Here is a 17,431-nt window from a genome sequence, read left to right as displayed (position 1 = left end):
AGCAGTCGACCAAGACGCACTGCCCCGCACAGGAGCTTCGTTGCCGACCCATCCTGCCAACATCCCGCTGTCCACGCGCAGCCTGACCCGCCTGACCGAGCTAATCCGCGACCGGCGCCGCACCGCTCGGCGGCCGTTGACGCCGGCTGTCTGCGCAGCAGCAGGCGCTAAAGGGTGTCTCGTAACTCGGTGAAGGCGTCGAGGTGGGCGATGCCGGATGCGGTGTCGGTCAATGTGTGGGCGGCGCGGCGGTAGTCGCGCAGGATCTTGAAGCACTTCATGCGGGCCAGGGCGTGTTCGACCTGGGCGCGGACGGTGCGGTGTTGCTTGTTCAGGTCCGCCTTCCACTCGGGTAGCTCGCTGCCGTCGGCGGGTTTGCGGTACGGGATGGCAGGACTGGACGAAGACCGACGCCGGTTTCCGAACGGTCGTCCTGCCTCGGTTCGCGGTCGGGATGCTGATGGGTCGCAAACTCAACGCCGCCGACAATCCCCACGACGCGATCTTTGCCTCCCGGCGCGGCACCTGGCTGTCACCGCAGAACGTGCGCCGCCAGTGGCGGCAAGCCCGCGCCGACGCCGGCCTCGAATGGGTCACCCCGCACACCTTCCGCAAGACTGTCGCCACCCTGATCGACAAGGAGGCCGACGCCAAAAGCGCCGCAGCCCAGCTCGGGCACGCCACCGAGCAGGTCACCAACAAGCACTACATCGTCAAGTCCGCCCTCGCCCCGGACAGCTCCGACATTCTCGAACAGCTTAGGGCAGATCCGGAGATAACTGGCCCTGCGCCTCAAGATCGCGGGAAGCGCAGGGCCAAGTAGACCCTGCACCCCCGCTGGCAGGCACGCGGAACCTGATCGCCGGTAGGCGTTTGTGGGGGGTTTTCGGGGGGCGATTCAAAGCCGCATCGATGAAAATGAGGCCCTGACCAGCGCTGATGCTGGTCAGGGCCTCTCTCTGAGCCGCCTGACGGAATCGAACCGTCGACCTACGCATTACGAGTGCGTCGCTCTAGCCGACTGAGCTAAGGCGGCAACGATCGTCAAGTGTACGGCACGCTCCCCGCCGCAGTCTCCCGGGATCCCCCGCCGCCGCCCCTCCCTGCCCGGAACAGTCGCCTCCTGCCGGCCGAGGTGGAAGCAGGGGCCCCCTGCTACACAAAAAGCGGTAACAGGGGGCCCCTGCTTCCACCCGGCCCGGCGAACCGGACGACGAATCTCGAACCGTCCAGCACCAGACAGCGGCACCCATCGGTGCCCGTTACGCTCCGCGGAGTGAGTGACCACCACCCCTCGCCCCCCACCCCGCCCGAGACGACCAGCGCCGACGAGGGCCACCCCCGCCGCCCGCGCAGCACCGAGCCCCGGGAGCTGGGGTTCACGCCCCGCAGGGCGGTGCCGTGGCTCGCGCCGTTCCTGCTGATCAGCACCGGCATCCGTACGTTGCTCGCGATGTTCTTCGGGGCGTACCTGGACAAGCGGGAGTTGCAGAACGCCTTCTCCGACGGGGTGTTCCGGCAGGTCGGGCCGGACGGCGGGCTCTGGCTGGACTACGTCGCCGACCTGGGCGACGGGTTCGACGCCACGTACTCGGTGGCGTACCTGATCGCGCAGCCCGAGTTGGAGGTCGACGGGCACCGGCTGCCCCGGGCGCAGGCCCTGGTCATGGGCGGCGACCAGGTCTACCCGTCGGCCGGCTACGAGGCGTACGAGGACCGTTGCAAGGGGCCGTACCAGGCGGCCCTGCCGCTGGCCACGCCGGGCGGGCCCACGCTGTTCGCGGTGCCGGGCAACCACGACTGGTACGACGGCCTGACCGCGTTCCTGCGTCTCTTCGTCCGCTCCCGGGACCAGTACTTCGGCGGCTGGCGTACCGAGCAGTCCCGCTCCTACTTCGCCGTCGAGCTGCCCGCCGACTGGTGGCTGTTCGGCCTGGACGACCAGTCCGGGTCGTACCTGGACGATCCGCAACTCACCTACTTCGAGACGGCCGCCGCGCGGCTCGGCCCGCAGTCGCGGGTGATCCTGGCGGTGCCGGCACCGACCTGGGTGCGGGCGGTCGACACCCCCACCGCGTACGACTCGCTCGACTACTTCATCCGGACGGTCGTCGCGCCGACCGGAGCGACGGTGCGACTGGTGATCACCGGGGACCTGCACCACTACGCCCGCTACGCCGGCCCCGACCGGCAACTGGTCACCTGTGGCGGCGGCGGGGCGTACCTCTACCCGACGCACAAGCTCCCGGAGCGGATCGAGGTGCCGCCGCGCGACACGCTCGCCCGGCGGGCCAGCCACTCCGAGCCGTACGACCTGGCGGGCCGCTACCCCGACGCGGCCCGCTCCCGCCGGTACGGCTGGGGGATCTTCGGCCGGCTGCCGTTCCGCAATCCCGGCTTCGCCGCGCTGCTCGGCACCCTGCACACGCTGCTGATGCTGGCGATGGCCGGGGTCGCGGCGAACCGGGCGGACAGCGTCGAGCAGCGCCTGTTCAGCGTCCCCCTGATGGCGATGCTGCTGGTGACGGTCCTCGGTGCGGGCTTCTTCGCCAAGCCGCCCAGCGCGAGCGGCAAACGACACTCCCGGCACTGGATCCTGGGGATCACGCACGGGCTGGCGCACGTCGCGCTGGCCGCCGCCGGCACCTGGGTCTGGTTGCAGCTGCCGTTCTACCACTGGCCGTGGCCGCTGCCCGTGGTCGCCGCCGCAGTGGTCTACGGACCGGTGATCGGACTCGTGGCGAGCGAACTCACCGCCGCGTACCTGCTGGTCGCGGGAAGTTTCGGGGTGAACGTGAACGAACTCTTCGCCGGCCAGGGCATCGAGGACGCGAAGTCGTTCCTGCGCCTGCGGATCGACCCGGACGGCACGCTGACGATCTACCCGATCGCCGTCGACCGGGTCTCCCGGCGCTGGCAGGTCAACCCGGACCAGTCCCCCACCGCCTCCTGGCTGGTCCCGGACGCGCCCCTCGCCCCCCGTCTGGCCGAACCCCCGGTCACCCTGCGCCCCTGATCCGTCGCGAGCGGGTCAGGAGGTGTAGTGCTGGTCGTGGGCCTGGCGCGGGGCGCAGACGCTCGCCCGGGAGCAGGAGCAACGGGAACCGTCGGCGTCCATCCGCACCGTCACCGAATCCTTCGGGACGCTGTGGCCGACCACCTTGCCGTCACCCGACGGGGTCGACACGCGGGTGCCGACGGCCGGGGCCGACTCCTGGAAGCGCTGGTAGAGGGGGTCCCCTCACTACACCTAAAGCAGTACATCTGCTAGCTTGGTCGGCATGCAGATGCGCGAACGAGTCTCCACGACTCGGCGGGGTGCAGCATGACCCCCGCAGCCCCCCGTATCAAGAGCCTCGCCCGACGCCGCGCCATGAGGGGCGGGGCCGGCGTCATGGCCAACGCCAAGCGGGCCGTGATCTATTGCCGGATCAGCCTCGACAAGACCGGCCTGGGCGTCAGCCTGGAGAGCCAAGAGACCGCATGTCGAGCACTCTGCCTGGCGCAAGGGTGGTCCGTAGCGAGGGTAGTTACGGACACCATCACCGCCTCCGACGACGACCTCCCTCTCGACGCCCGCCCGGACTGGAAGACCGTGGTCCAGACCATCGAGTCCGGCGAGGGTGACGTTATCGTCGCCGCCCACATCGACCGGGTCATCCGAGGCAACATCGACCTCGAAGTGGTCATCAACCTGGCCAACGAGCACGGTATCGGGCTGGCCACGGCCACTGGGGACATCGACCTCACCACGGACGTTGGTCGAATGGTCGCCCGCATCCTTGCGGCAGTGGCGCGCGGCGAGGTCGAGCGCAAGGCCGAGCGGCAGATCCTCGCCAACGACCGACGGGTGGCCGAAGGTAAGCCGCAGTGGATCCGCCGGCCCTTCGGCTACGAGCTGGACGGCACGCTTCGCCGGGACGAGGCGGCGGCGGTCAAGAAGGGGTACCAGGATGTACTCAAGGGCAAGGCGTTGTCGGCCGTTGGGCGAGAGTGGAACGAGGCCGGCTTCCGCACGTCGGCCCCGAGTGCGGAGACGGCCCGCTCCCGAAAGCCTCGCAAGCGGGAGTACAACCCGACCGGGCTCTGGAACGGCGTCGCTGTGCGGGAGTTGCTGCGCGCCCCGCGCAACATGGCGAAGTCAACGCTGTATGGCGAGATCATGGGGGACGGCAACTGGGAGGAGATCGTGGACGAGACGCTGTGGCGGGCGGTGAACGCGAAGCTGGCCGACCAGGAGCGGCCGGACTCGGGCGGGGGCAAGCTGTCCAACCTGCTGTCCGGCATTGCTACCTGCTCGGCCTGCGACGGGACGATCGGCGTCGACCGCCGCAAGAACGGGGAGAAGGTCTACGTCTGCAAGGGGTCGACCCGGCAGCCCGAGGTCGGTCGGGGGCACTGCTCGATCGGTATCGACTTCGCCGACGGACAGGTCGTCCGCCGGCTGATCAAGCAGATGGAGGCCACCGGCCGGGTCTCGTTCCACCCACTGCCGGCCACGGTCGACACGACGGACCTGGTGAACCGGGAGGCCGAGATCGCCCGACTCATGGCCGAGCTGGTCGAGGACCGGACCCAGGGGCTGATCGACCGGGCCGCCCTGCGGGACGGGACGGCGAAGCTGCGCGCCGAGCTGGCCGATGTCCAGGCCGAGCTGGCAAAGGCCGGCGGGTACGGCCCGGTCGAGGAGGTCGACGTGGAGGCGGCGTTCGAGGAGTTTGACAAGCTGGATCTGGGTGAGCAGCGCAAGATCCTCCGGGATGCCTTCGAGTCGATCGAGGTGATCCCTCGCGGCAAGGGCCGACGCAAGGCGGGCGAGCCGGCATGGCGGCCCGAGCTGATCAGGACGGAGTTCACCCCCGCCTGGTCCTGAACGACAAGAAGCCCCCTCCCACCCGTCTTGGGCGAGAGGGGGCTTCTGCCTACTTCTTGCGCAACTCCAACCGGATTACGTTGCTGACCTGCGGGATGACGATCATCGGGCCGCCGGCCTGGGGGGAGGTGACGACTGTCAATCCCCTGGAAGCGTGGAGGGCTGTTTAAGCTGCCTGAGCCAGGCGGGCTTGGGCGATGAAGCGTTCGTAGTCGATGGGTGACATGCCATCGCAGGCGCTGTGGCGTCGGCGGGTGTTGTAGAAATCGACGATCCAGGTGGCGATCTTGAGTCGGGCTTCGGCGCGGGTGCGGAACCGCTGCCGGTGGATGTACTCGACCTTGATGGTGGAGTTGAACGCCTCCGCGGCGGCGTTGTCCAGGGCGCAGCCGACCCGGCCCATCGATTGCAGGACACCCAGCCGGCGGCAGGCGGTGGCGTATTCGGCGGCGGTGTACTCGCTGCCGCGGTCGCTGTGGAAGATCACTCCGTCCACGGTGCCGCCGCGGGTCGCGGCGGCCATGCTCAGGGTGGCCTGGGTCAGGTCGGCGTCGTGCCGGTCGCCCATGGCGTAGCCGAGCAGCCGGCGGGAGTGCAGATCGATCACCGTGGCCAGGTACAGCTTGCCCTCGTCGGTAACGATCTCGGTGATGTCGCCGCACCACAACACGTCCGGTGCGACGGCGGTGAACTGCCGCCGGACCCGGTCCGGTGCCACCGGCCGTTTGCCCTGCTTGGTGAGGGCGCGTCGGCGGCGCGGGGTGCGTCCGGCCAGACCCAGCCGCGCCATGCGGGCCGCGACGGTGTTGACCGACACCTGCCACCCGTCGGCGTGCAGGTCCTGGGTCACCCGCGGGGAGCCGTAGGTGCCGCCGGAGGCGTCGAACGCTGCCCGGATCGCCTCGTCGAGGGCATCGCGGCGGGCCTGCCGTGCGGTGGGTCGCCGGTCACGCCACTTGTAGAACCACGACTGCGACAGCCCCAGCGCCCGGCAGGTCACCGCGTGCGGCACGGCATGCTCGGTCCTCTGGGCGGCGACGAAGCGGGCCACGGTCACTTCGTCGCCTCCTTGACCCACAGGACCACGGATCGCTTGAGGACATCACGCTCCATCGCCAGCTCAGCGTTTTCCTTACGCAGCCTGGCCAGCTCGGCGCGTTCGTCCTCACCGAGACCACCCGCGGCGGCCTCGCCCCGAGCCCGACGCTCCTGCGCCACCCAGTTCGCCAAAGTGCCGTTGTTGATACCCAGATCCCGAGCGACCTGCGCGATCGGCTTACCCGTCTCCCGCACGATCCGCACGGCGCCCTCACGGAACTCCCGGTCGAACCGTCTCCTCGTTTCAGCCATGACCATCTATCCCCTTAGGTCTGGCCTCCACACTATCGGGGGAACCTCACACCTTCGGTAGCCAGGAGGAGAACCATCAGCGACCTAATGAAGCAGTGCTCACGCCGCGACCGGGCGGGCACGACATCCCATCAGCGATCAACTCTCCACACCGACCGACAGCGGCACGCTCTTTCATCAGGACTCCACGTCCAGGCACCACGAGTGCTCGCCTGCCGGCGGCTACCTACCCACCAGGAGTTTGCCGGATGGCTCACTCCCAGAACTCATTAGGCCCCTCAGCGCGATGCTGGGGGGCCTTTTCGTGTATCCGGGGGGAGGTCAGCCGACCGGGCCGATCCGCTTGGCCAGGTCAACGAACCCCTGCCACTGCGCCGGGGCGAAGGCGAGGGTGCCACCCTCGCGGTCCTTCGTGTCTCGGACGAGTATGACGCCGGCCAGGTTGTCGGCGACCTCTACGCACGACCCGCCGTTGTTCCCGCTGTAGGTGCTCTTGCGCCAGCGCGCTCCGGTCATGTCCATGATCTCGCCGCTTCCCTGATCAGGTCGAGTGAATGACTGCGGGGGAAGGCTTCGCTCCTGATGCGCTCCCACCTGCGGTTCAGGGTAGCAACCTCGGACGCATCATTTACGATCTGCGCTTTCGCCTGACTATCAACATGCGCAACATGCTCGCCGCCCGGCAGCTCGGCGACTATGAAGGGCCCACCCAACCCCGGGTACATGCCGACGCCCCTGGGCACGATGAGCACCTGGACGGACGGCAGGCCGGCGCACTCCACCAGGTGCTTGACCTGCTCGCGCATCAGCTCGCGGTCGCCGTATGCCGACTGGTAGAGCACCTGCTCGTGCATGACGGCCACCAAGAGGGGTGGACGCTCCCGGTGGAGTATGCCCTGCCGTTCGATGCGGGACGCCACTATGTCCTCGACCTCGGCCGGCGTCAGCGCCTCGCCCCGCAGAGTCGCCCGCGCGTACGCCTCGGTCTGGAGTAAGCCGGGCACCCAGGTGTGCTCGAACCACCGCAGGGCGGTCGCTTCCCGCTCCCAGTCCACCCAGGCACGCAGCCACTGCGGCTCGCGACGTCTCAGGACGTCCGGCCATAGGTCCCCAACGTCCCGTCCGAGGAGCGCGGCTATCGCTACGCGTCGGCGGGGTTGCGGCACACGTCCCGGAGAGATCCACCGCGCTGCGGTCTTCGGGTCCACCCCCGTTTGAGCTGCGAGGCTCTCCGCTGTCTCGCCGGCCTCGGCCATGGCTGCTTGAAGTGCGTGGTTCATCCCGCCTCCACGATGGACGTCCCGGACGTCCCTGAGCATAGATCAACGTCGTATACTGATCCCATAGCTGAGGAGCTGGAGCGACGCGGCTTGGAGCCGGATCTGGAGCTGGAGACGAGGCACCTCGGCTGGGTCGAGCTGGTCGCCCCGGGGGAGGTCCCGTGAGCTGCGGGGCGCTCGGTCGGAAGCCGAGGGCCGGCGAAGTCCTGCACATCACTCGGGCCGCCAGCGTGCAGTTCGTCCGCCCGTTCATGTTCCGAGTCATCCGCACGCTCGACGACATGCTGACCTACGACGGGTGGCTCTGGATCGAGGGCTATCAACTGGCCCCGTCGGGTGACGCGGTGGCTCGACGGTCCCTCTACGTGATGCCGGCGGGCTTGGTGTGGATGAGGACCGTGGATCCGAGGCCGAGGCAGGCCGCCCGTCAGTCGGTGAGTCGAGGTTCCGTCCGACCCTCGTCCTCGTAGGCGCGGCGCGAGCCGCAGACCTCGGACAGGGAGCACCTCTTAACCGCGCCGTCGGAGAGCTGCCGCACCGTGACGGTCTCGCTCGGGGGATGCTTGGACACGACTTTCCCCAGGCCATCGGGCGTCTCGACTCTCTGCCCCGGCGTCGGGTAAGTGCTGCTTCCGTCGTACAGCGGGTGTTCGTACTTCAGGCAGCACATCAGCCGGCCACACGCCCCGGAGATGCGCAGCGGGTTCAGCGGCAGGTCCTGGTCCTTCGCCATCCGGATGGTCACCGGCTCGAAGTCGTTGAGGAAGGTGGCGCAGCACAGATCCCGGCCACAGGAACCGATCCCGCCCTGCACCCGGGCCGAGTCGCGGGCGGAGAGCTGACGCAGCTCGACCCGGCAGTGCAGGGTCGCGCCGAGGTCGCGGACCAGGGCGCGGAAGTCCACCCGGTGCGGCGCGGTGAAGTAGATGGTGGTGCGACCGCTGCCCCCGGCCTCGGCACCGAGGACATGGTCGACGGCGACCACCTTCATCGGCAGCCCGTGCTCGCGGATCAGGCGCTTCGAGGCGACCTTCGCCTCGGCCTTGCGCTTGCGCAGCAACTCGTCGCGGCGCAGGTCCTCCTCGTCGGCGAGGCCGGCGAGCTTGGGGAAGCCGTCGGTGTCCTCGCCGACCCACTGCGCCGCCCAGACGCACTCGGCCACCTCGGGACCGTCGTCGGTGGGCACCAGGACGCGGTCGCCCACCTGCGGGCGGAACTCGCCCGGGTCGAGGTAGTAGAGGCGGCCGTACCGGTTGAAGCTGACCGCGCAGAGCATCCCCATGCCCTTCACCCTACGACCACGTGCCGCCTCCCACCGACCCCGGCGTCGTCACCCGGTTACCCAATGCGACGCCCCGCCCGGGACAGGGCGTCAGATGCCGCAGTTCGGGGCGACCCAGCTCCAGCCGGTGTCGGATCACGGCAGGGGTCAGTAACGGATGCGGGTGACCGTGTCGTAGCGGGTGGGCCCGAACGCCGGGCCCCGCCAGCTCACCTCGGTCAGGCTCGGCGACCACTGGCGTAGCAGCGTCTCCGCACCGTCGTACGCCACCCCCAGCACGGCCAGGACCCGGTGACCGATGTCGGCTGCGGCGAGCAGTGCCGTGCCGCTCGGCTCCACTCCGGGGGCGGTGGCGACCCGCACCCGGACCGCCTCTGCGGAGCCGAGCACGTCGGCCAGGGCTCGGGCCAACGCGCGGCGGCTGCTCTCCACCCAGTCAGCCAGCGCGTCCGCGTACCCGGCTGTCGACTCCAGCCGGCCGACCAGGCTCTCCGGCCCCTCGTCGAGGTGCCGGAGCAGCGCCGTCCGCGTCTGGTCGTACGCGGAGGCGGCCGGACCGGACCAGCTGACCGGATCGGTCAGGACGCCGCAGACACCGTCGTACGTGGGAACGAGCTGACGCACCGCCCGGCCGGCATCGGCCAGCGGCGCCGGATACAGGTCGAGGAAGCCGCGCACCGCCGTGCCGGGCAGCACTCGCATCCGGCGCAGCAGCGGCCACAGCCGGTGCCCGTCCGGGGCACCGGCGGCGAGCAGCTTGTCGACCCGGCCGAGCAGGTCCAGCCCGGGCTCGGCCAGGCGGTCCAGGGCATCCATCACACCTCCCGGCCCAGTCGCCGCCGAACGGTGTCGTCGGTCTCCACGTACCGGTCGGCAGCGCCCCGGATGGCGGACGCGGCGGCGGCCAGTCGTGCCGCAGCGATGGTCGCCTCCCGGGCCCGGTCCTCGGTGGCCTCGAGCCACCGGCGGTGCAGTGCCCGGCCGACCTCACCGGCCCGCCCGGCAATGTGCACGCCGAAGGCGGGATGCGGTGGATCGTTGGCGGTCGCCGCCCGGGCCAGGGCCTCGATGGTCGCCGCCGCCTCGTCGAGGCGGGCGGCCAGGGCGTGCAGGCTCTCCACCTCAGGCCCCCGCCAGCGGTCGGTACGCGGCGAACGTCTCGTTGTGCAGCTTCTCCCGCGCCCACTGTGCGGCGTCGGCCGCCGCGGTGACCGCCGCCTGGACCGAGTTGGCGACGTCCCGGGGATGGCGGTTGTGCAGCGGACCGAGGAAACGGACGTCGGTGATCGTGCCGGCGGCGGTGACCACCACCTCGACCAGCCCGTCGGGGGACCGCACGGTGACCTGGACTCCTGCGACCGCCGCGTCGAACTCGGCCTGGAGGGACTCGATCCGGCGGTAGCGCCGGACGGCCTCCTCGATCCAGGCTTCGTCGATCTCCCCCCGCGGCATGGGCGGACTCCTCCCGCAAGCGGTGTCACTGAGGGTGCCGTCACCGTCACCACGGCACAGGGACCGTACCGCAATCAATCGACACTGTCGATGGCCGGGGGAGCAGGGGAAGTGCCGGTCCAGCGGTACCGGGTCAGCTCAGCCCCTCCACAGGGCGAGCATCATCGCCTCCACCGCGATCCTCGGCTTGACGTTGGCTTCGATCGCCGCGCGGCACTCCAGCACCGCCTCCAGGCGGCGCAGGGCCCCCTCGGCGTCCCACTTCTCCGCACCGGCGCGGGCCATCGCCACGACGTCGGCGTGCACCGGCGCGACCGGGGCCCGCAACGCCGTGACCAGGGCGTCCCGGTAGAACCCGGCCAGGTCGACCAGGGCCCGGTCCAGCGCGTCCCGCTGCGCCCGGGTGGCCCGGGCCTTCTGTCGTTTCTCCAGCTCCTTGAGCTGCCCGGCGGCTCCGCGCATCGCACCCGCGGCGCCCCGGCCGGTGCCGCCCGCGCCGAGCGCGGTCTGCAACGCGGCCTTCTCGGCGGCGTCGGTCTCCGCGACGGCCGCGGCGGCCTCCGCCTCGGCCGCCTCGATCAGCGCGGACGCGGCGTCGAAGGCGGCCCCCACCCCGGTCAGCCGGCGTGGCACCGCCAGCACCGCGTCCCGCCGGGTGCGGGCCTCCGGGTCACCGGCCAGGCGGCGGGCCCGGCCCACGTGCCCCTGGGCGGCCGACGCCGCCCACTCGGCCACGTCGGGGGCGATCCCGTCCCGCCGGACCAGCATCTCGGCCACCGCGCCGGGCGGTGGCTGCCGCAGCGGTACGACCCGGCAGCGCGACCGGATGGTCACCGAGATGTCGTCCGGATGAGTGGACGGGGCACAGAGCAGGAAGACGGTCCGTGGGGGCGGCTCCTCGATCGCCTTGAGCAGCGCGTTCCCGGCCGCCTCGGTGAGCCGGTCGGCGTCGGAGATGATCACGACCTGCCACCGCCCGCCGGACGGGGTGCTCGCCGCCCGCAGCACCAGGGCGCGCATCTCGTTCACGCCGATGGAGAGCCCGTCGGGCACGACCAGCCGGACGTCGGCGTGGGTACCGGCCATGGTGGTGTGACAGCCCGCGCAGGTGCCGCAGCCGGTGCCGTGCACGCACTGGAGGGCGGCGGCGAAGGCGCGGGCGGCCTCCGAACGGCCCGAACCGGGCGGACCGGTGAAGATCCAGGCGTGGGTCATCCCGGCACCCGGGTCAGGCCCCGCCCCACCGTCCGGGCCGGTCCCGGCGTCTCCGGCGGCGGGGTCGGTGCCGACGGCGGGTCGGGTGCCGGCACGCAGCACGGCGGCGGCCGCGGCGGCGGCCCGGCGCAGCGTGTCGACCGCCTCGTCCTGCCCGACCAGCTCGGCGAAGACCTCCGGCATCAGGGGCGTTGCTCCATCGTCACCAGCTCCGCGTCGGATAACTCCGGTTGCGTCGAGGTGTCCGGTTGTTTCGCCGGAGCCGGGTGCACGATCGCGGACGGGTCGACCAGCATCTCCCCGACCCGTCCGGCAACCTGGGCGGCGATCTCCTCGGCCGGGCGGGACGCGTCGAGCACCAGGTAGCGCTTCGGGTCGGCGGCGGCGAGGTCGAGGAAGGCGTACCGGACCCGTTCGTGGAAGGCGATCGACTCGGCCTCGACGTGGTCGGTCTCCCCGCCCCGGGCGGCGACCCGGGACAGACCGGTGCGCGGGTCCACGTCGAGCAGCACCACCAGGTCGGGCTTGAGGCCGCCGGTGGCCCAGGAGGAGAGCCAGGAGACCTCGTCGACCGGCAGGGTCCGCCCGGCCCCCTGGTACGCCAGGGAGGAGTCGACGTACCGGTCGCTGACCACGACCGCGCCGCGTACCAGCGCGGGCCGGACCACGGTGGCCACGTGGTGCGCCCGGTCGGCGGCGTAGAGCAGCGCCTCGGCGCGCGGTGACGGCGTGTCCGAGCCGGGGGCCCCGAGCAGCAGGGTGCGGATCCGCTGGCCGACCGGGGTGGCCCCGGGCTCCCGGGTGACCACCACCTCGCGCCCCTGCCCGCCCAGGGTCTCGGCGAGCCGGGTGACCTGGGTGGACTTGCCGGCACCCTCGCCGCCCTCGAAGACCACGAAGAGACCGGACGAGACGAAGGGCTCGGCCGGGGTGAGCGGACGCCCCCGCATGGAGCCCCACAGGTCGGCGAGGACCGGGACGCCCTTCTTGTCGTCCATCTGCCGGAAGGCGCTGATCCCGGCGAAGATGCCGGCCAGGCCGGCGGCGAGCAGCAGCAGCCGGGTGGAGGAGATCGAGATGCCCAGGTCGGCGATGCGCAGCTCCCGGGAGCCACCGACGCCGACCAGGAGGCTGCTCAGCGCGATGGCGAAGATCAGCACGAGTCGGGTGCCGATCTGCACCACCGCGAAGACCCGGCCCCGGACCTCGTCGGCGATCTCCCCGCCGAGCAGGGTGGTACCGGCGAGGAAGGCCATGCCGGCACCCGCGCCGACCAGGATCGCGCCGAGCATCGCCATGGAGAGGTGGATGGCGAAGGCGAGCGCCAGCACGGACGCGCTGGCGAGCACGATGCTCATGCCGAACCAGCGCCGCCGGGACAGGTCCCGGACGATCATCGGACCGCCGCCGATGCCGATCGCCAGGCCGACGAAGATCGCGCCGAAGAGGAGGTAGAAGGCGGCGTCACCGGCACCGAGGGAGGCGGCGAAGAAGCGGGCGGTGCCGATCACGATGCCGCCACCGGCGAACGCGCCGAAGATGCCGAGCACCAGCCCGCGTACCAGCGGGGTCCGGCCGATGAACCGCCAGCCGTCCTTGAACTGGCGGAGCATGCTCTGCTCGGTGCGCGCCTGTTCGCTCGCCTGCCCCTGGCTGATCTCCTTGATGCCGAAGGCCACCACCAGCGCGGTGGCCAGCCGGGAGAGGGCGTTGAACCAGAGCGCGAGCTTCGCCGGCTCGGACCAGGAGGGCACCTCGCCACCGGTCGCGGCCCGGACGCTGGCGTCGAGCACCGCGATGCTCAGCGCGGCCATGATCGGGGTGAGGCCGTAGGTGGTGATCAGGGTGAGCTGGTTGGCCATCTCCAGCCGGGCGCGCGGGATGAGGTTCGGCACCGCGGCTTCCTTGGCCGGGATCCAGAGCAGGGTGATCGTCTCGATCAGGAAGGTCGCCACCGTCGCCCAGCCGACCACCACGCCACCGCTGGCGCCGAGGAGCGCGACCAACGGGATGGACGCGAAGAGCAGGAAGCGGAGCACGTCGCAGATGACCATCGTCCAGCGCCGGTCGAACCGGTCGGCGAAGACCCCGGCGATGGGGCCGAGCACGAGGGCCGGGAGCAGCCGGATCGCGATGACGGTGCCGAACGCCGCACCCTTGGCGGTGCTCCCCTCGACCTGGCCGGCGGCGAAGATGGAGGTGGCGAGGAGACCGAGCCAGTCGCCGTACGAGGCCGCGCCGAGCACGATCCACAGCCGGCGGAACGGCCGGATCCGCAGCACCGAGCGCAGGGCGGCGTAGCCCGTCCGGTCGACCTGGTTCGGCGACGACACGCCGGCCGACTCGCCGTTCTTCTGGCTTTCGATGGCCGTACCTCCACGTGCCGGCCCATCACTGGGCTTCCCCGGTGTCACACTCTAGTCGCGGTGGGCAGTCATCCCACCCAGTGACATCCTGCTGCTCGCGAGCCTAGGGCCTGGACGCACCGCCACCACACGTCAGGTCGGACACGAGGGTGTTTCGCATTAGCCGTTCCCACAGTTAGCGTGCTCACGTGGCCATCGAACGCGATCTGCTCCGCGACCGCCTCGACCGGGCGACCGCCCACCTCGACCCGCCATTCGTCGTCGTGGACCTGGCCGCCTTCGACACCAACGCCACCGCGCTGGTCGACCGGGCCGCCGGCAAGCCGCTCCGCGTCGCCAGCAAGTCGGTCCGCAGCCGCGACCTGCTCACCCGGGTTCTCGACCGGCCCGGCTGGCGGGGCGTGCTGGCGTTCACCCTGCCCGAGGCCATCCGGCTGGTCCGCACGGGCGTCAGCGACGACGTGGTGGTCGCGTACCCGACCGCCGACCGGGCGGCCCTGGCCGAACTGGCCGGCGACCCGGAACTCGCCACGGCGGTGACCCTGATGGTGGACGACCCGGCGCAACTCGACCTCGTCGACGCGGTGACCGGCCCGGGGCACCGCCCCGACCTGCGCGTCTGCCTCGACCTGGACGCCTCCTGGCGACCGCTGCGCGGACGGGTGCACGTCGGCGTGCGCCGCTCCCCGGTGCACAGCGTGGCGGCGGCCGGGGCGTTCGCCGCCGTTGTCGCCGGGCGGAGCGGCTTCCGGCTGGTCGGGGTGATGGCGTACGAGGCGCAGATCGCCGGGCTGGGCGACGCCCCGCCCGGACAGGCGCTGCGGGGCACCGCGATCCGGGCGGTGCAGCGCCGGTCGTACCGGGAACTGCTGGCCCGCCGGGGCGCGGCGGTGGACGCCGTCCGGGCGCACGGCGACCTGGAGTTCGTCAACGGCGGTGGCACCGGCAGCATCGCCGCCACCAGCGCCGACCCGGCGGTCACCGAGGTCACCGCCGGATCCGGGCTGTACGGGCCGGCGCTCTTCGACGCGTACCGCGCCTGGCGCCCCACCCCGGCGGCGTTCTTCGCCTGCGCGGTGGTCCGCCGACCCGCTCCCGGGGTGGCCACGGTGCTCGGCGGTGGCTGGATCGCCTCCGGTCCCGCCGAGCCCAGCCGGCTCCCCCGGCCCTGGCTGCCGGCCGGGTTGCGGCTGGTCGGCACCGAGGGCGCGGGTGAGGTGCAGACCCCGCTGACCGGCGCGGCGGCCGACCGGCTCCGGGTGGGTGACCGGGTCTGGTTCCGCCACGCCAAGGCCGGCGAGGTCTGCGAACGGGTGAACGAGCTGCATCTGGTCGACGGGGACGCGGTCGTGGCGAGCGTCCCCACCTACCGGGGTGCGGGATGGGCGTTCCTGTGACCGGGCGGGCGTCAGCCGGCGTCGGCGGCCACCGTGGCGGCCGAGGCACCGGCACGCCCGTCGGTGTTCGCGCTCTCCCCGGAGCTGCCGCTGTCGTCCGCGTCGTCGGGCTCGGCGGCGTTTGCCTTGACCTGGCGGTGCAGGTACTCCCGGATCAGCGCCTTGGCCTCGTCCAGCACCCGCTCGTCCCCCTCCGGCTGGCGGCGGAACGCGAGCTTGATCAACGCGTCGGCCGCCTCGACGGCGATCTCCAGGATGAACCGCAGCCGGGGCCCGTCGGCCAGACCGAACCGCTCGGTCAGCACCCGGGCCAACTGGTCGGCGATCACGCCGTTGTTGTCCCGTTGCTCGTCGAGCAGGTGCAGGTCGACCACATCGCCGAAGTGCAGGGTACGGAATCCGGGGACGGTGCGGTGCATCGTGATGTACTCGTCGATGGCCGCGTCGACGCCGTCCCACCACTCGGTGAGATCGTCCGAGGCGAACCGCGCGTCGAGCCGCTGGAGGTAGGACTCCATCGTGCGCAGGGTCAACGCCTGCACGATCGCCCGCTTGTCCGGGAAGAACTGGTAGACCGATCCGATCGCCACCTCGGCCCGCTCGGCGAGGAGAGTGGTGGTCAGCCCTTCGTACCCCACCTCGTCGACGAGCTCGGCGCAGGCGTCCAGCATCCGCTGGACCCGCGCGACACTTCGCCCCTGCACCGGAACCCTGCGCAGCGGCCCGGTCGTGGCGGCTGGTGTGGACACTCGACGCCACCCCCCTTCGACGGATGAACATTTCTGCACGTCACCGAAGCGTGACGCTACCGGTATCAACGATCGGGCCGGCGATGTGGTGTTTACCAGGCACGACGTTCTGATGGTTCCCTGGCGTACGGAGGCGCAGATGACGCGGACGGTCACGGTCGGCACCGCTTGGACAAACTGGGCGGGTAACCAGCGCAGCGTCGCCGCGGCGGTGCCGCGCCCACGCGACACCGGCGAGGTGGCCGAGGCGGTGCGGGCCGCCGCCGGGGCGGGCGTCCGGATCAGGCCGGTGGGCAGCGGCCACTCCTTCACGGCCATCGCCGCCACCGACGGGCACCGGCTGGAGCTGGCCGGCCTCGCCGAGCCGGCCCGGGTGGACCGGGAGCGCCAGCTGGTCACCGTACCGGCCGGGATGACCCTACGGGCGCTCAACGAGCTGCTCGCCGGGCACGGTCTGGCCATGCCCAACCTCGGCGACATCGACGCGCAGACCATCGCGGGGGCGATCTCCACCGGCACCCACGGCACCGGCGCGCGACTCGGCTGCCTGGCCACCGCCGTCGAGGCGCTGACCCTGGTCACCGGCACCGGGGAGGTGCTGCGCTGCTCCGCCGACGAGAATCCCGAGGTGTTCGCCGCCGCCCGGGTGGGGCTGGGCGCGCTCGGCGTCCTGACCGAGGTGACGCTGCGCTGCGTGGACGCCTTCACGCTGCTCGCCCACGAACGACCGGCGCGGCTGGCCGACGTGCTGGCCGACCTGCCCGCGCTGGTCGACGGGCACGACCACGTCGAGTTCTACTGGTTCCCGTACACCGACCGGGTGCAGGTCAAGACCAACGACCGGGTGGCCGTCGACGACCGTCCGCTGCCGGGGTGGCGGGGCTGGCTGGACGACGAGTTCCTGGCGAACACCGTCTTCGAGCGGGCCTGCCGGCTGGGCCGGGCGTCGTACCGGCTGGTCCCGGCGATCAGCGCGGTCAGCGCGCGGGCGCTGACCGAACGCCGCTACACCGGCCGCTCGGATCAGATCTTCTGCACTCCGCGCCGGGTCCGCTTCGTGGAGATGGAATACTCCCTGCCGCGCGCCGCGCTCGGCGAGGCGCTGGACGCGCTCCGGCGGATCGTCGACGGGCTGCCGTTCCCGGTGCTCTTCCCGGCCGAGGTGCGCTTCACCGCGCCGGACGACATCTGGCTGTCGCACGGGTACGGGCGCGAGTCCGCGTACATCGCCGTCCACCAGTACGTCGGCATGCCGTACGAGCCGTACTTCCGGGCGTTCGAGGAGGTGGCCCGGGGGCTGGCGGGTCGGCCGCACTGGGGCAAGCTGCACTACCGTGACGCGGCGTCGCTCGCCCCCACCTACCCCCGTTTCGCGGACTTCCAGGCCCTCCGGGACACCCTCGACCCCGCCCGCGTCTTCGCCAACCCCTACCTGACCCGCGTCCTCGGCCCCTGACCGACGTGATC

At 71.5% G+C, this 17,431-nt stretch carries 16 protein-coding genes, 1 tRNA gene and 3 pseudogenes; 6 read left to right on the top strand and 14 right to left on the bottom strand.

The genetic code is table 11. From position 1 onward, the window contains the following. Nucleotides 1–167: 167 nt before the first annotated feature. A pseudogene (locus tag GA0074694_RS09065) lies at nucleotides 168–443 on the bottom strand (transposase family protein); the annotation flags it as partial. On the opposite strand from GA0074694_RS09065, the pseudogene GA0074694_RS09060 reads away from it, so the two are divergent. Beyond that, nucleotides 392–823 (top strand): annotated as a pseudogene (locus tag GA0074694_RS09060) (tyrosine-type recombinase/integrase); the annotation flags it as partial. The pseudogenes GA0074694_RS09065 and GA0074694_RS09060 sit on opposite strands and share 52 nt — an antisense overlap. 139 nt (nucleotides 824–962) lie before the next feature. On the opposite strand, the gene GA0074694_RS09055 reads toward GA0074694_RS09060, so the two are convergent. Beyond that, a tRNA-Thr gene (locus GA0074694_RS09055) sits at nucleotides 963–1,036 on the bottom strand. A 147-nt stretch (nucleotides 1,037–1,183) separates the two neighbouring features. On the opposite strand from GA0074694_RS09055, the gene GA0074694_RS09050 reads away from it, so the two are divergent. Beyond that, the gene (locus GA0074694_RS09050; protein WP_091458882.1) at nucleotides 1,184–3,016 is read left to right on the top strand and encodes a metallophosphoesterase family protein; all 1,833 of its coding nucleotides are present in this window, start codon (nucleotides 1,184–1,186) and stop codon (nucleotides 3,014–3,016) included. Nucleotides 3,017–3,031: 15 nt separating this feature from the next. Here GA0074694_RS09050 and GA0074694_RS09045 read toward each other — a convergent pair. Then, nucleotides 3,032–3,235: pseudogene (locus GA0074694_RS09045) on the bottom strand (regulatory iron-sulfur-containing complex subunit RicT); the annotation flags it as partial. 90 nt (nucleotides 3,236–3,325) lie between these two features. Between GA0074694_RS09045 and GA0074694_RS09040 the strand changes: the two are divergent. Further along, on the top strand, nucleotides 3,326–4,873 hold the full coding sequence (locus GA0074694_RS09040) for a recombinase family protein (protein WP_091455429.1): 1,548 nt from the start codon (nucleotides 3,326–3,328) through the stop codon (nucleotides 4,871–4,873). A 166-nt stretch (nucleotides 4,874–5,039) separates the two neighbouring features. Here the strand turns inward: GA0074694_RS09040 and GA0074694_RS09035 are convergent, their stop codons facing one another. The 4 genes from GA0074694_RS09035 to GA0074694_RS09020 form a co-directional block, all read right to left on the bottom strand. After that, nucleotides 5,040–5,930, bottom strand: coding sequence for an IS3 family transposase (locus tag GA0074694_RS09035; RefSeq protein WP_091455425.1), 891 nt, complete (start codon nucleotides 5,928–5,930; stop codon nucleotides 5,040–5,042). Then, the gene (locus tag GA0074694_RS09030) at nucleotides 5,927–6,223 is read right to left on the bottom strand and encodes a transposase (RefSeq protein ID WP_091458880.1); all 297 of its coding nucleotides are present in this window, start codon (nucleotides 6,221–6,223) and stop codon (nucleotides 5,927–5,929) included. The genes GA0074694_RS09035 and GA0074694_RS09030 overlap by 4 nt, the downstream gene beginning before the upstream one ends. Before the next feature lie 321 nt (nucleotides 6,224–6,544). After that, a complete protein-coding gene (locus GA0074694_RS09025; RefSeq protein WP_091455422.1) occupies nucleotides 6,545–6,739 on the bottom strand; it encodes a DUF397 domain-containing protein in 195 nt (64 codons plus the stop codon). Continuing rightward, nucleotides 6,736–7,503 (bottom strand): helix-turn-helix domain-containing protein, encoded by a 768-nt coding sequence (locus tag GA0074694_RS09020; protein ID WP_091455417.1) that lies wholly within the window; start codon nucleotides 7,501–7,503, stop codon nucleotides 6,736–6,738. Before GA0074694_RS09020 ends, GA0074694_RS09025 begins: the two co-directional genes overlap by 4 nt. 161 nt (nucleotides 7,504–7,664) lie before the next feature. Between GA0074694_RS09020 and GA0074694_RS32705 the strand changes: the two genes are divergently transcribed. Then, nucleotides 7,665–7,973 (top strand): hypothetical protein, encoded by a 309-nt coding sequence (locus GA0074694_RS32705; RefSeq protein ID WP_091455413.1) that lies wholly within the window; start codon nucleotides 7,665–7,667, stop codon nucleotides 7,971–7,973. On the opposite strand, the gene GA0074694_RS09010 is transcribed toward GA0074694_RS32705, so the two are convergent. The 6 genes from GA0074694_RS09010 to tmk form a co-directional block, all read right to left on the bottom strand. Beyond that, complete coding sequence (locus GA0074694_RS09010) at nucleotides 7,931–8,785, bottom strand: PSP1 domain-containing protein (RefSeq protein ID WP_091455408.1); 855 nt, start codon at nucleotides 8,783–8,785, stop codon at nucleotides 7,931–7,933. The two genes, GA0074694_RS32705 and GA0074694_RS09010, sit on opposite strands and share 43 nt — an antisense overlap. A 147-nt stretch (nucleotides 8,786–8,932) precedes the next feature. Next, a complete protein-coding gene (locus GA0074694_RS09005) occupies nucleotides 8,933–9,601 on the bottom strand; it encodes a hypothetical protein (protein ID WP_091455405.1) in 669 nt (222 codons plus the stop codon). Further along, entirely contained in the window at nucleotides 9,601–9,906 is a 306-nt protein-coding gene (locus tag GA0074694_RS09000; RefSeq protein WP_091455401.1) for a hypothetical protein, read from the bottom strand. The genes GA0074694_RS09005 and GA0074694_RS09000 overlap by 1 nt, the downstream gene beginning before the upstream one ends. 1 nt (nucleotide 9,907) lies before the next feature. Next, the gene (locus GA0074694_RS08995) at nucleotides 9,908–10,237 is read right to left on the bottom strand and encodes a YbaB/EbfC family nucleoid-associated protein (protein ID WP_088981034.1); all 330 of its coding nucleotides are present in this window, start codon (nucleotides 10,235–10,237) and stop codon (nucleotides 9,908–9,910) included. Between the two features lie 138 nt (nucleotides 10,238–10,375). Further along, entirely contained in the window at nucleotides 10,376–11,635 is a 1,260-nt protein-coding gene (locus tag GA0074694_RS08990) for a DNA polymerase III subunit delta' (RefSeq protein WP_091455396.1), read from the bottom strand. Further along, nucleotides 11,635–13,698 carry a dTMP kinase gene (gene tmk, locus GA0074694_RS08985; RefSeq protein ID WP_091458878.1) on the bottom strand — a complete coding sequence of 688 codons (2,064 nt, stop codon included), beginning with the start codon at nucleotides 13,696–13,698 and terminating at the stop codon, nucleotides 11,635–11,637. The genes GA0074694_RS08990 and tmk overlap by 1 nt, the downstream gene beginning before the upstream one ends. A gap of 308 nt (nucleotides 13,699–14,006) precedes the next feature. Between tmk and GA0074694_RS08980 the strand changes: the two genes are divergently transcribed. Further along, the gene (locus tag GA0074694_RS08980; protein ID WP_091455393.1) at nucleotides 14,007–15,215 is read left to right on the top strand and encodes an amino acid deaminase/aldolase; all 1,209 of its coding nucleotides are present in this window, start codon (nucleotides 14,007–14,009) and stop codon (nucleotides 15,213–15,215) included. An 11-nt stretch (nucleotides 15,216–15,226) separates the two neighbouring features. On the opposite strand, the gene GA0074694_RS08975 is transcribed toward GA0074694_RS08980, so the two are convergent. After that, the gene (locus tag GA0074694_RS08975) at nucleotides 15,227–15,886 is read right to left on the bottom strand and encodes a TetR/AcrR family transcriptional regulator (RefSeq protein ID WP_245714729.1); all 660 of its coding nucleotides are present in this window, start codon (nucleotides 15,884–15,886) and stop codon (nucleotides 15,227–15,229) included. A 217-nt stretch (nucleotides 15,887–16,103) separates the two neighbouring features. Between GA0074694_RS08975 and GA0074694_RS08970 the strand changes: the two genes are divergently transcribed. Next, nucleotides 16,104–17,420, top strand: a complete 1,317-nt coding sequence (locus GA0074694_RS08970; protein ID WP_091455384.1) for a D-arabinono-1,4-lactone oxidase — start codon at nucleotides 16,104–16,106, stop codon at nucleotides 17,418–17,420. Nucleotides 17,421–17,431 lie beyond the last annotated feature (11 nt).

Origin of the sequence: Micromonospora inyonensis (genome assembly GCF_900091415.1) — a bacterium.
Lineage (GTDB): Bacteria > Actinomycetota > Actinomycetes > Mycobacteriales > Micromonosporaceae > Micromonospora > Micromonospora inyonensis.
This window is presented reverse-complemented; position numbering and strand designations above follow the sequence as displayed.